The organism is uncultured Dysgonomonas sp., assembly GCF_900079725.1.
Classification (GTDB): Bacteria; Bacteroidota; Bacteroidia; order Bacteroidales; family Dysgonomonadaceae; genus Dysgonomonas.
In genome coordinates this window covers 1,174,888-1,187,463 of the sequence record NZ_LT599032.1, presented here as the reverse complement: position 1 = coordinate 1,187,463, position 12,576 = coordinate 1,174,888, and the positions used below count along the sequence as shown (strand labels likewise).

The 12,576-nt window shown below is 38.3% G+C and carries 13 protein-coding genes; 6 read left to right on the top strand and 7 right to left on the bottom strand.

Annotated elements, in window-relative coordinates:
- A complete protein-coding gene (locus QZL88_RS05200) occupies positions 1 to 546 on the bottom strand; it encodes a DUF4924 family protein (protein ID WP_296938968.1) in 546 nt (181 codons plus the stop codon).
- A gap of 555 nt (positions 547 to 1,101) precedes the next feature.
- Between QZL88_RS05200 and QZL88_RS05195 the strand changes: the two genes are divergently transcribed.
- Positions 1,102 to 1,926, top strand: coding sequence for an MBL fold metallo-hydrolase (locus QZL88_RS05195; RefSeq protein ID WP_296938967.1), 825 nt, complete (start codon positions 1,102 to 1,104; stop codon positions 1,924 to 1,926).
- Between the two features lie 60 nt (positions 1,927 to 1,986).
- Here the strand turns inward: QZL88_RS05195 and QZL88_RS05190 are convergent, their stop codons facing one another.
- Entirely contained in the window at positions 1,987 to 2,709 is a 723-nt protein-coding gene (locus QZL88_RS05190) for a pirin family protein (protein WP_296938966.1), read from the bottom strand.
- Positions 2,710 to 2,992: 283 nt separating this feature from the next.
- Here QZL88_RS05190 and QZL88_RS05185 point away from each other — a divergent pair, with 283 nt between their 5' ends.
- The 4 genes from QZL88_RS05185 (at position 2,993) to QZL88_RS05170 (ending at position 6,357) form a co-directional block, all read left to right on the top strand.
- Positions 2,993 to 3,703, top strand: coding sequence for a phBC6A51 family helix-turn-helix protein (locus QZL88_RS05185; protein WP_296938965.1), 711 nt, complete (start codon positions 2,993 to 2,995; stop codon positions 3,701 to 3,703).
- 263 nt (positions 3,704 to 3,966) lie between these two features.
- Entirely contained in the window at positions 3,967 to 4,737 is a 771-nt protein-coding gene (locus QZL88_RS05180) for a hypothetical protein (protein ID WP_296938964.1), read from the top strand.
- A gap of 30 nt (positions 4,738 to 4,767) precedes the next feature.
- Complete coding sequence (locus tag QZL88_RS05175) at positions 4,768 to 5,760, top strand: alpha/beta fold hydrolase (RefSeq protein ID WP_296938963.1); 993 nt, start codon at positions 4,768 to 4,770, stop codon at positions 5,758 to 5,760.
- Positions 5,761 to 5,775: 15 nt separating this feature from the next.
- Positions 5,776 to 6,357 carry a DUF1287 domain-containing protein gene (locus QZL88_RS05170; protein ID WP_296938962.1) on the top strand — a complete coding sequence of 194 codons (582 nt, stop codon included), beginning with the start codon at positions 5,776 to 5,778 and terminating at the stop codon, positions 6,355 to 6,357.
- A gap of 5 nt (positions 6,358 to 6,362) precedes the next feature.
- On the opposite strand, the gene QZL88_RS05165 is transcribed toward QZL88_RS05170, so the two are convergent.
- The 5 genes from QZL88_RS05165 to QZL88_RS05145 form a co-directional block, all read right to left on the bottom strand.
- The gene (locus tag QZL88_RS05165; protein WP_296938961.1) at positions 6,363 to 7,319 is read right to left on the bottom strand and encodes a tetratricopeptide repeat protein; all 957 of its coding nucleotides are present in this window, start codon (positions 7,317 to 7,319) and stop codon (positions 6,363 to 6,365) included.
- A 484-nt stretch (positions 7,320 to 7,803) separates the two neighbouring features.
- Positions 7,804 to 8,280 (bottom strand): hypothetical protein, encoded by a 477-nt coding sequence (locus QZL88_RS05160; protein ID WP_296938960.1) that lies wholly within the window; start codon positions 8,278 to 8,280, stop codon positions 7,804 to 7,806.
- Between the two features lie 185 nt (positions 8,281 to 8,465).
- Positions 8,466 to 9,965: a PspC domain-containing protein gene (locus QZL88_RS05155; protein ID WP_296938959.1), complete on the bottom strand. Its 1,500-nt coding sequence runs from the start codon at positions 9,963 to 9,965 to the stop codon at positions 8,466 to 8,468.
- A gap of 12 nt (positions 9,966 to 9,977) precedes the next feature.
- On the bottom strand, positions 9,978 to 10,313 hold the full coding sequence (locus QZL88_RS05150; protein ID WP_006798402.1) for a PadR family transcriptional regulator: 336 nt from the start codon (positions 10,311 to 10,313) through the stop codon (positions 9,978 to 9,980).
- An 8-nt stretch (positions 10,314 to 10,321) separates the two neighbouring features.
- Entirely contained in the window at positions 10,322 to 10,903 is a 582-nt protein-coding gene (locus QZL88_RS05145; protein ID WP_296938958.1) for a PspC domain-containing protein, read from the bottom strand.
- Positions 10,904 to 11,447: 544 nt separating this feature from the next.
- Here QZL88_RS05145 and QZL88_RS05140 point away from each other — a divergent pair.
- Positions 11,448 to 12,575, top strand: a complete 1,128-nt coding sequence (locus tag QZL88_RS05140) for a GyrI-like domain-containing protein (RefSeq protein ID WP_296938957.1) — start codon at positions 11,448 to 11,450, stop codon at positions 12,573 to 12,575.
- Position 12,576 lies beyond the last annotated feature (1 nt).

The window sequence follows — 12,576 nt, the reverse complement described above, 5'->3', positions numbered from 1 at the left end:
TTACTGAATATTCAGGCTGCCATCTCTGTCGGCCTTATACTTCTGTGACAGGATACGCAGAAATGAAGATATTTGCGATATAGCTGCCTGTGTTTCACCCGAAATTTCTTTCTTCTGCAATCTCATCAGCAAATAACCGTATAATGCTGCAAAACATGTTTCCAGTTCCGGAATATTTTTGTCTGGCGATTTGGAGCGCAATTCTACAATGAATGGCAATGTCTTGTAATATGCTGCCGAATAATCACTTTCATCCGGAGCCTTTAACAGGCGGAGATGTAGATCGGTGAGTTCTGAGATCACATTTTTATTTATAATCAGATGTCCGTTCTGAGAGACATCTTCCCTGTGCATCATCCCGATAAGGTTTCCGTACCATTCCCTTATTTCTTTTTTTACATTATCCGGCTGATCGAAACGGGATATAATCTGTTCATCGATTTTGTCGATATCGAAACCGTTGGCCCGTATCATATCTTCTACCTGCCACATATATAAAAGGTATTCACCTATGTTTTCCTCTTTCAGTTTTTTAGCTATAAGCATTGTATGGTAATTATGAATTATAAGTTATGAATTGATTACTGATATTATTGCAGATTTTCAATTTTATAAATTCTGTACAAAGGTAAATAATATATGGTGAATGTTAGAACCTGTTTAAATTTTACCAAAATATTTTGTTATAGTTCTTTTTTCGTCCATTTTCAGTCTCTTTTTGTCTAATTTATCCTTTCACTCAACTCGAATAGCCCGCTATTATCGCTTCTGGAAGAACAAATTATCCTAAAAACAGCTCTGAAAATTAGAACGAATAAAATATAAACAGGAACTTAAATAAATAGCCTAAATATGTGTGTAGATGGTATTTATTCTTTAATAAATAAAATATATAACAATAAGATTGAACAAAGATATATTAATCAGTGTTCTATCTACAAAACAGGTTCTTACTTTTTTCATAGTGTGTTAGATAGATTGTTTAGTTGATTTTTTATTACCTGTTTTTTAATCATAGTATATGTTAGTTTTATATTAGTGTTAAGGTCTGGAAGAGGTGGTTGTGAGAACCGTCTCTTTCTTTTTTATATCTTTAGGGGTATGTTTGATATAAAGATTATAGAAGCAGGATATATTATGGCCGACGGTGGGGCCATGTTCGGCGCCATACCTAAGCGTGCGTGGCAGCGAAAATATACAGCCGATACAGATAACCTGTGTCCGTTGGCTATGCGGTGTGTATTGGCGACTACAGCGGATCGCCGGATACTGATAGACACCGGTATGGGAGATAAGCATCTCGACAAGGTATCTTATTACCGTCCATATGATTTGAAGTGTGCGGACGAGTCTGTAAAAGAATCAGGATATACGGCCGGTGAAATAACTGACGTGGTGCTTACGCATCTTCATTTCGATCATTGCGGAGGTGCTACCCGTATAGATGAAAAAGGACGGCTGCTTCCATCTTTTCCGAATGCCCGTTACTGGCTTAGCCGTAAACAGTGGGCAAATTTTCTGAAATCTAACCGTTTGGAGAAGGATTCTCTTTTTGCAGATAATATCCTGCCTGTGTACGATTCGGGGCAATTACATTTAATAGATGAAGATACGCTGCTGTGCGACGGGATTGAATTACAGCTTTTCGACGGACATAGCGAAGGGCAGTTGGTTGTATTCATCAATGGCGATGACGGAATGTATGTTTTTCCCGGCGACCTGATACCTACATCGGCTCATGTGCCGTTGGAATGGATTTCGGCTTATGATATTTGTGCGCTAACGTCGTTGTCTGAGAAAGAACGGTTTCTTATAGATGCCGAAAAAGGAGGATATACACTTATATACTGTCACGATGCCAAAATAAAGATGAGCAAGGTGAAAAGGCTTAATGACGATTTTATAGCTTCGGATAAAAATAAATAAAAAAAGCCCGGAGTTTTTCTCCGGGCTATCACATGTTTGCTCCTTACACATTACCTACCGTTAAAATTCCATTGGCACATCTATTAATAAGATGCGGGCATTATCAGAATCTGCCGTTATTTTGACCATATCGGTATCTTGTATGCCAAAGCCGTCGCGGTGGTGCAGCTTCTGTCCTTCTACTGTGAACTCACCTTCTACTACCATGGCGAAAACACCGTTGCCTTTTCCTTTTATTTTATATTCTATCTCTTTTCCTTTTTCGAATGTACCGATATTGAACCAGGCATTCTGGTGTATCCACAAACCTGTATTGTCGGCGTCATCCTTTGGCCCTACTATCTGTACAAGCTGATTTTTGCTGTGTATATAGTCAAAAGCCCTTTGGTCGTAGCGTGGTGTTACGTTTCTCTTATCGGGAAAAACCCAGATTTGAAAGAAATTGACAGGTTTATCCTCATTCGAATTGTACTCGCTGTGGGTAATACCTGTTCCCGCACTCATTACCTGTACTTCTCCGGCACGTATCACTTCGGTATGTCCCATGCTGTCTTTGTGCTCAAGATCACCATATAGGGGTATGGATACGATTTCCATATTGTCGTGAGGATGAGTGCCGAAGCCTTCACCTCCTTTTACTATGTCATCGTTTACTACACGAAGCGCTCCGAAATTGATACGGTCAGGATTGTAATAATTAGCAAAACTGAATGTATGGTAGGTGTCCAGCCATCCATGATAAGCATGTCCTCTCGAAGATGCACGGTATAATGTTGTTTTCATAAAATGATCCTTTCTATTTATTGTGTAAATCTTTTGAATATAAACATCTTGAATTCTAAAATGTTTTTTTACAGTACAAAGATAAGGTTTATTAATGTATTTGTAAAATAATAAAAATCATAGTTATATATAAATATATTTATATATTTATTGCTAAGGTATAATCAAGTTTAAATTTATTTATCTATAGTAAAAGAGCTATTAGTTAATGGCTTTATTTATTAACAAATACGGCTTGCCATAGTTTCTTTCGGGGGATTAGGAGCCGAAAAATTTAAGCCTTATGAAGTATAAAGAAAAAACAGCCTCAGAAATTATCCGGATGATAGAGCAGGACTTGTGCAGCATATCTGAAATCTGCAAATCATTTAAAATCAGCCGGAAGACATTTTACGAATGGAAAAAGACAAAGCCTGATTTCGGTGAAGCAGTGGAAGAAGCTATCGACCACCGCGAAGATGTAATGATAGCCTCGGCACGGATAGGGCTGAAGCAACTGTTAGAGGGCTATGTGCAGAAAAAAGAGAAGATCACCTATGTCCCTGATAAGAATGATCCGGTAAACGATGTGGAGAAATGCCGTGTAGTGGAAAAGAAATTCTGTCCGCCAAGCATCCGTGCTATAAAGTATGTCCTCGACCGGGAGGAAAGGAAAAAAGACAAAGACCGCTTACTAGCATCGGAGCGCCGTCCGCTGGTCATCGAAGTACAGGATGAGGAAACCAAACGTGAGCTGATGATATTACAGGAGAATGGCTTCCGTTCGGGCGGTTCGCTCAATCCGGAGGTAGTTACTGCTGTAGATAGGAAACTGGAAGAGGAAAGCAAAGCGAAAAGTGAAGAACGAAAAGTGGCAAATGGGCAAGAGAAGATGGAGCAAGGGCAAGTTATGGAACAGCCACTTGTCGCTCAACTATCTGCCCCTCCGGTAGAGAAGCCCAAGCTGAATTCCTATCCGTTTCTGCCGCCGGGATATACATCAAGAACGGATTGAAGGGAAGCTGTAAGTTATATTAGATACGAGTAGACGAGTTATTAACCGATGACTGTTCTCTGGCGAGATGCTTCGCACGGCTCAGCATGACAAGCTAATTATTAATTTTTCATTCTTAATTATTAATTGTTTTCTGTGTTACCTTTGTTACCTTTTTCACTTTTAGGAAAATAAGAAAAAACATATACTTAATAACAAATAGGCTTTTTTTAACAACAATAAATTATTAACTTTACGGTTAAAGTAATTAAATACGGAAGGTTATGAAAAAACTGGTTTTTATATTACTACTGGCAATTTCTGCTACTGTGTATAGTCAGACAGAGGTGCCCAAGGATAGTTTTCCTCCTTTGAAAAAAGAGTCGTTGAACCTGAATGAAAAGCTTGATAATTATTTGCAGCTCAACAATCAGAATGCAACTAATCAGGCTAAATCAAAAGCCTCTCTTTATCATCCTCTGATAAATGAGGATGAAATGTACCAGCTGCCGGACGTAAGTTTGCCCCCGTTAGATGTTTATCTGGGACCTCCACTCGAAAGCAATACCTTTACAAGTTTCCCGTTCGCTAATGATTTTAGCTTTTATGGAGGGCAAATCCTTTCTGATCAGATGTGGTTGTCTTCATCATCATCTTATAATACATATCCTCTGGTAGGGGCAACAAGAAATGTCGGGATGAATTTTAATTATCAACCTCTCGACTGGCTGGTTGTTTCGGCCGGACCATACGGAGCAAAGTATAATTTGTTTGGTGCTACTTATAATGATGTGGGTGTTAACGGTGCTGTAAAATTCATTTTGCATGACCGTATTCGTCTGAACGGTTATGGACAATATTCTGTTAGTGGAGATCGTAACGGAGTGGCCGGGCCATTGATGAATATGTATCCGCAAACTTATTATGGAGGCACTATAGAAGTGAAAATAACCAAAAACTTCGGAATAGAAGGCGGAGTAATACGCGAACTGAATCCATTTAACGGGAAATGGGTGAACAGGCCTTACTTTGCGCCTGTGTTCTACACCAAATAAGGTTGAGTCTATTTATGGATTACCCTGATAATGAAATATAAAAAGCATCTGAAAATAGGGCTTGGAGTATTAATTGCAATATTTATATTATTAAATGTTGCCATAATTGCTCAGGCATATAGTTTATCTCATTTCGATGAGAATGCCAGACCGTTAACACTGGACTATAAGCCGACATTTTTGGAGTCGGTTAAGATTGCGATAACCGGATTAGACTTACCAAGACCCCGCACCAAATCATTTCCTTCACAACCATATGATTCGCTCCGTATACCGGCAGGTGAGGGTAGGCAGCTGGATGCATGGTTACTACATACACATAGGCTGAAGCGTGGCCTGGTAATTGCATTTCATGGATATATCGATGAAAAATCGTCGATGCTAGATAGGGCGGAAGTATTTCTGGATATGGGATATGATGTTATGCTTGTGAATTTTATGGGGGCAGGAGATTCTTATGGAAACCAGACTACGTTGGGTTATATGGAAGCTGAGAATGTAAAATATGCACATAACTATGCCGTGAGCCAGTTGCAGGAAGATAATATTATACTGATAGGTTTTTCGATGGGAGCGGTAGCCATAATGAAAGCACAGGCCGATTATAACCTGTTGGTAAAAGCCATTGTTATAGAAGCGCCATATGCCACATTTCAGGAGACAGTAAATGCCCGGTTGGATAAACTGCGCATGCCGCATTTTCCTGTGAGCGGAATGTTTACTTTCTGGTTTGGCAAGATTAACGGGTTCGATGCATCTAAGGCCAATCCTCAGGATTATGCGGATAAGATTCATGTTCCGGCATTGCTTATGTGCGGAGGAAAAGATCCTAACATTCCCGAAGAGGAAACCGAAAGGATATTCGGCCGACTTGCTTCCAAACGTAAAGAGTTGAAGATATTCCCTGATTCGCCTCATGAGAGTTATCTGTTGAAGTATGAGAAGGAATGGCATAATGTTGTTTCTGCTTTTGTAGGTAATCTGGAGGAGATGGATGTGTATAGTGAGGAAGGTGATTTATAGTTAAACTACACATGTATGAGAAGACTACAGATATTACTTTTGCTCTCTTTCCTTAATCTATGTATTTATGCGCAGGAGGCAGATTTTTACAAGCGTTTGTCGGCGGCAGCTATAGAGTTGACAAAAGATAAAGTCACTTACGATCCCCGTTATTATTCTATCCCGTATCCTAATGGGGATGTGCCATCCGATAAAGGTGTGTGTACGGATGTGATTGTAAGGGCATACCGGAAATTGGGTATAGATTTGCAGCAAAAAATACATGTGGATATGAAAGCTAACTTCAGCAAATATCCTAAAAAATGGGGGCTGAAGGGTACGGATAAGAATATTGACCACCGCCGGGTTCCTAATCAGGCTATGTACTTTTCACGTTTTGGAACTGTACTGAAGGTATCGGACAAAGGGAGTGATTATTCGCCGGGAGATATAGTTACGTGGGATCTGGGGGGAAGCATCACGCATATTGGAATCGTTACCGACCGCATGTCTTCGGATGGTAAGCGTCCCCTGATCGTTCACAATATAGGGAGAGGACAGGTACTGGAAGATTGTCTCTTTGGTTTTAAAATAACAGGGCACTACCGATATGAATAAGCGGCTTATTTGTGCTTGGAGAGAGGTCTTAGCTTCTTTATCGCTTTTCTTACAGTCTCGTGTGTGTCGAACTTATCATGCGGATCGAGAGCAAGGATTTTTCCGTAGTCATCCAATGCTTGACTATATTCTTTCTGTGCTTCGAAGATCGATGCCCGTCTTTGGTAGGCATTTATATTTGTAGAGTCTAAGGCGATGGCCTTGTTGCAGTCGATCAGTGCCTTATCGTATTCTTTCTGTATGATGTAAGCTCCGGCTCTGTTGCTGTATGCTTTTATATTGGCCGAGTCTATACTTAATATTTTACCGTAATCGGAGATTGCTTTGTCATAGGCTTCTTTAGCCAGATAGGTATTTCCTCGGTTGGTATATACATCGATAATATAGGATGGGTTCAGCTTAATGGCTCTGTTGTAATCTTCCAGCGCCTTATCATAATTGCCAGACTCTTCGTAGATAATACCACGATTGTAGTAGGCGTCCGAATAATCAGAGTTTAGCTTTAATGCTTTGTTATAGTCAAGTATGGCTAAACTGTCTTCGTCGAGTATCTGATATATACAGCCCCTGTTATAAAATCCTTTTGGGGATGTGGAGTCTATTCCTATTATAATATTGGTGTATTTAATTGCTTTCTTATAGTTCTCCAGGCTAAGGTATTCATTGCTGATAAAGGTATTTCCTTCTACTAGTAATATATTTTTTTTCCGGGGGGTAATAAGGTCTTCGTCAGCCTCTATATTTTCAATGATCTTCTCAAAGGCTTTTATACGTTCCTTGTGATTATCCAAACTGTCCATAATCCGGTTCATCCGGTATCTGAATTCAGCTATATGTTTGTCTTGCTTGATTTCCTTATCGAAAAGCCCGCATGACGATACACATGCCAAAAAAAGAAAGATTGTGATGATCAAACGTGATTTTAAGAATATTTGTAATGTTGCGTTTATTATCTTTATCATATCTCATACCTGAAATTAATAAGCCTGTCTTACTCGATATATTGCAGAGCAAAGATATTAAAAAAAAATGTATAATGTGATAATAGTATTATCGTATCCATAATGTTATTTCAGAAACTTTATCTATATTATAAAATCTGTTAGCTATTGGCTGATGGTTTATCGCTCTTTGAAAAATTGATTATATGGATTTTAGTTATTGTATGAGATGTCTGAAAAGTGAAAGCATCTATCCTCACGGATAAATGCTTCCTGATTAGTAGTGTTATTTTTATCTAAAATAAAAAGTAATATGTGTATTATGTTCTTTATATATTTAACGCAAAAAATACAGATGTGTTACGTCAGATATATTATTTGTGATTTTTTAATAAAAGTCTTATTGTTACTTAATTGTATAAGTATTTACCATGCGGAAAGAACAGAGGTCTGTTTACAGCCTTTTTCTTTTAATCTTGCAATCAGCCGAAATATTTCCAGGGTATTAATGTGAAAACAATCCACGTTCAAAGATGTCCATGGTATTGGCTTTCAGTATCTTGTTTTTGTCTATCTTCAATTCTTGAGCCACTTCGTCTTTTATGTCAGATACTATATAAATGATAGAGTCTTTGTAGGAGAGAGTTTTTACTCCTTGCAGATCATCCATTTTAAAATAGTTCTTGTCTATTGTTTTATATATACCTTTTAGAGGTTCGGTATAATTTTTATAGTAATAATAGGTTTTATCATTTTTAAACTCATAACTCACCTTATAAGTCTTGTTTCTGTCATTGATGTAATCTTCTATCGTTTTCTTTAGAGAAGGCTCAGTGACATATACTTCGGCTTTTGTTTCTGTATATACCCAATGCCCTTCTATACTTTTGGTATAGGCATTGTCTTCTCTGTCGCACGACGATAGCAGAAACCCCAGAGTCAATATTGATATTAAAATGTACGCTAGATATTTACCTTTCATAACCCAATAATTAAGGTTATTTCACAAAATTATATATTATAAACGAGAAAACTCGAATTTTGTTGTGTTTTTTTAATGAAAATCGGACAAAAAAATCCTTTTTTTGCCCGATTTAACAGATGGAACTAAATCCTATTTATTATCAAAATGAAATAACGTTTCATCGGAGGATCTTGAGGAGTAGCTCAATCAAAATCAAAATCATAATGATAACCAAAGCAATCATAGCGGTTGAATCTTATAGAATTGATATGATAGGACTCTTTAAGTGGTGTTTCCATAATCACTTTTTTGTTGTTCGGAGCAGTAACAATAATCTCAAATGATTCCAGGTTCCACTTATCTTTATTGTTATACCATTTCGGATTGACAGTAATCAGTGAGTCGGTTATATTATAATCCAGGTGTAATGCCTCAGTCTTCCTTTTTGCTGTAATATTGTTGTCGGCATAATCTTTCTTGAGTATTTCCACTTTGTAATCTGTCAAAGAAGTATCTTGTCTGATTTTTATATATGGAAGGATGCAAACCTGCCTGTCTTTCATTTTTTCCCCTTTGTAAAACATGATTGGATTTTGTGGTTGAGGACTTGCAGTCAGATATTCATCCCCAAGTTTTATAATCAGGGTGTCGGATTTTGTACTTACAGGTAAATGCTCCACAGCTTCTGCCCGTTCTTTATGTGAATGAGCAAACTTGATGCTCTTATTGCTGATATATACTACTGCGCCTATCCAAATCACCAGTCCGATGATGAAACTGACCAGTGTTTGTGATGTGAATGATGAGCGACGTAATATTTTAATCAGTAAGCTGAATAAAGCCCCTATCGGAATTAACGTTGCCAGTACAAAAGCTATTTTCAGATTAATGGAGTTGTATCCCAGCAGAACCAGATAGTTATTCAAGCCAAATAATTCTGTATCCATATAGAGCCATACCAAGGTAGTAATCATACCCAGCATAGTGAGAAAAACAGCAACGGCAATGATTCCTACAAAAATGTTTATTAGTACATTAAGTATGGTTCCTATAGCACTGCCCTTATATTTTCGAGGGGCAGGTTGTGTGCGGTCCTCTATATTTTCAATCGAGGGATCGGCTCCGGTCATGGATAATTTTTGATTGAATGTCCTTGCTGCCGGCATGACCACCCATAATACAATATATGCCAGTACGATTGTTCCTACCACTTTGAACGAAAGGAAACTAAAGAGGAATACTATAGCAGCCAAAACGATACGGACTGCCGTTGGGTCAATTTTGAAATAATGACCGAAGCCACTGCATACACCTCCTATGAGTTTGTTGTTTTCGTCTCTGTACAGTTTCTTTTTAAAGAAATTATAAGAATCGTCTCTGTTCTCAGTATCATGGTAGGATTCGTTTTTAGGTGTACCTTCTTCCGCTTCCCCGGATATAGATTCATCGAAATCCTTCGGATTACCCATTATTTTTGTGATTTCCTGAGCATCGGTTATCGATACTACGCCATCGTTTCCATTGACCCTCATTTGCAGTAATTCGCTGAGGCGCGATTCTATATCTGCAATAATTTCATCGGCTTCCGGGTTTCCGCTGAAATGCCTTCTTAAAGATTTCAGATAGCTATCGAGAACCTGGAAAGCATCTTCTTCAAGATTGAATGCCAATCCGCCTATGCTCACTCTTACAGTTGGTTTCATTGTATTTAGGTTTTATTTGTTTCTGATATTGTCTATAACCCTGACCAGATCTGTCCATACGGTATCAAGTTCGTCTAATACGGCACGGCCTTTATCTGTGATTGTGTAATACTTCCGTGGCGGTCCCTGTGTCGATTCTTCCCAGCGATAGCTCAGCAATCCCTGATTTTTCTGGCGGGTAAGCAGAGGGTAAAGTGTTCCTTCCACAACGATCATTTCCGATTCTTTCAGTTCGTTGATAATGGCCGATACATAAGCGTCGCCTTTCGACAGTATGCTGAGGATACAGTATTCCAGTATTCCTTTGCGCATCTGGGCTTTTATATTGTCTACATTTATTGTTTCCATATTGTATATTATTTGCGTTGTGATGTAAATTTTCTGATATTATCTGCTGTGGGGGCATACCCTCTCAATTCAAGCTTCTGGGCTATGGTTTCGGCCCTTGGCGATACGATCCACAGGATGAAGTAAGCAAGGATGGCACTGCCATAGGCAAATGCCAGTGCAACGAATATTAGTCTTATGATGGTGACGTCCACTCCTGTGTATGTTGCGATTCCGCTACATACACCTGCCAGCATTTTGTCATCCATGTCCCGGTAGAATTTTTTGTTACCTTTGGAGTACTCTTCTCCCAGATCGTAACTACTTTGTGATGAGGTTTGATTCTCATTTTGGGTTTTAGGTTCCACTTCGCCCAGGTGGTCAATAACGACCTGTACGAGCTTCATATCTACTACCTGATTCGAAAACTTCATTTCTTTCTGAAATATTTCGGCGACACGCGCTTCCACGTCTTCCATTACTTCACGCGCTTCTTTTTTGTCGGAAATAGTTTCCTCGAAACGTCTCAGGTATTCCTTTAGTCTGTAATAGGCATCGTCTTCCATTGTGAAGTTGATCCCTCCTATGCTAACTTCTATAACTTTTTTCATAACCTACTATTGTTTTATGCCACTTATTATACTATACATTGTTGTTTGTATTGCAAATATATAAATAAATATTAGTACTATGTAATACATAATACTATGTGAATTTAATAGTTGATGGTTATTGTATTGATTATATGTAAAATATGGATTTTTATATTTTAAATATTAACCTTATTTAACTTTTCAGATGGGAGATATTCTTGCTTATTCCCATATTTCGCAAGAATGGACAAACGATAATAAGGACATATTTTATACTTTTGATTGAATAATGATTGTCCAAATATAGAATTGAATAAATTAGCTTATAAAAAAGCCGTCTAGACTTTTTGAATCTGGTAACGTTATAAAACAAATACTCTCTTTGTCATTTTGAACAGAGTGAAAAATCTCTAGAGAAACGAGATGCTTCCTATTGTCAGCATGACAAAAAGATATCAAAATAAAAAGTCTAGACGACTTCAAAATCAAAGGCTGCGATTATTTGGAATTTTTTGTATGGGTTTACTGATTATAAGTGTGAAATAAAGAAAGTCTGTCTGATATGAAAAACGACATATGTCAAAGCTGTGGCATGCCGATGGCGGCAGTAGAGCATTTTGGAACCAATGGAGATAAAAGTCTGAATGAAGATTTTTGTTGTTTTTGCTTCCGGAATGGAAAATATACTGACGATTTCAGTTTTGATGAATTTGTCAAGGATTCTTTGCAATATCATGATGAGGCTGAAAAACTGGATGGACGCACTCTTACTCTGGATGAGGTGAACTTAAAAACAACAGTCAAACTGCCCGGTTTAAAGCGATGGCAGTCACACCAGTTTACACACTTGGAATATTACAAATCGGTAAATAGAGCAGTAGACTATATAAATGATAATCTCTCCACCGTCATTAATCTTTCTGATCTGGCAAGCATAGCCGGGCTTTCGAGTTTTCATTTTCACCGGATTTTCAGGGCTGTAATGAATGAAAGCCCCGGCGATTATGTACAGCGTTTACGATTAGAAAAAACGGCTTTTAAGTTACATACTACGCGATTTTCACTGGCTGATATTGCAGAACAAACAGGCTATCAAAGTCCTCAGGCATTATCAAAAGCATTTAAAAAGAGATATGGAATTACACCTTCGGCTTATCGTGCACAACCCGGTGATCTAACAATGTCGATGGATAGCCCTGTGGAGTACCTTTTTTTAGAACCTGAAATAAGGAAAATGGCGTCGAAAGAAGTGTTATACCTGCGTGTGGTAAATCCTTATAGGCAGGCAGACGCATTCCTCAAGGCATGGGACAAGCTGATCAGTATTGTCGGTGTGAACGGAATCCCCGATAACAACCATGAATATCTATCATTAAGCCGGGATATTTCGACAATAACAAGCCCTGAGAATTGCAGGATATACACATGCATAAATGCTGGAAGTGCACTTAAAGCCAATGGGCGGTTAGGACGGCAAACAATAGAAGGCGGCTTATATGCTGTTTTTACTTACCGGGGGACGTATAAGGATATGGATAAAGTGTATTGTGATATTTACCGGTACTGGATACCGAAGAGTGAATACGAATTAAGGGACAATATGTCTTTCTCCAAATTCCTGAATAGCCCTGTGCTGGTTCCTGAAAGTGAATTACTGACGGAAATATATATTCCTGTCAGTAAAATTTGAA

Excerpts from the sequence above, each read along its gene's own strand:
- QZL88_RS05170 (WP_296938962.1), top strand. The coding sequence starts at position 5,776 with ATGAGAAGACTACAGATATTACTTTTGCTCTCTTTCCTTAATCTATGT.
- QZL88_RS05180 (WP_296938964.1), top strand. The coding sequence starts at position 3,967 with ATGAAAAAACTGGTTTTTATATTACTACTGGCAATTTCTGCTACTGTG.
- QZL88_RS05175 (WP_296938963.1), top strand. The coding sequence starts at position 4,768 with ATGAAATATAAAAAGCATCTGAAAATAGGGCTTGGAGTATTAATTGCA.
- QZL88_RS05200 (WP_296938968.1), bottom strand. The coding sequence starts at position 546 with ATGCTTATAGCTAAAAAACTGAAAGAGGAAAACATAGGTGAATACCTT.
- QZL88_RS05155 (WP_296938959.1), bottom strand. The coding sequence starts at position 9,965 with ATGAAACCAACTGTAAGAGTGAGCATAGGCGGATTGGCATTCAATCTT.
- QZL88_RS05150 (WP_006798402.1), bottom strand. The coding sequence starts at position 10,313 with ATGGAAACAATAAATGTAGACAATATAAAAGCCCAGATGCGCAAAGGA.
- QZL88_RS05140 (WP_296938957.1), top strand. The coding sequence starts at position 11,448 with ATGAAAAACGACATATGTCAAAGCTGTGGCATGCCGATGGCGGCAGTA.
- QZL88_RS05160 (WP_296938960.1), bottom strand. The coding sequence starts at position 8,280 with ATGAAAGGTAAATATCTAGCGTACATTTTAATATCAATATTGACTCTG.
- QZL88_RS05195 (WP_296938967.1), top strand. The coding sequence starts at position 1,102 with ATGTTTGATATAAAGATTATAGAAGCAGGATATATTATGGCCGACGGT.
- QZL88_RS05145 (WP_296938958.1), bottom strand. The coding sequence starts at position 10,903 with ATGAAAAAAGTTATAGAAGTTAGCATAGGAGGGATCAACTTCACAATG.
- QZL88_RS05185 (WP_296938965.1), top strand. The coding sequence starts at position 2,993 with ATGAAGTATAAAGAAAAAACAGCCTCAGAAATTATCCGGATGATAGAG.
- QZL88_RS05190 (WP_296938966.1), bottom strand. The coding sequence starts at position 2,709 with ATGAAAACAACATTATACCGTGCATCTTCGAGAGGACATGCTTATCAT.
- QZL88_RS05165 (WP_296938961.1), bottom strand. The coding sequence starts at position 7,319 with ATGATAAAGATAATAAACGCAACATTACAAATATTCTTAAAATCACGT.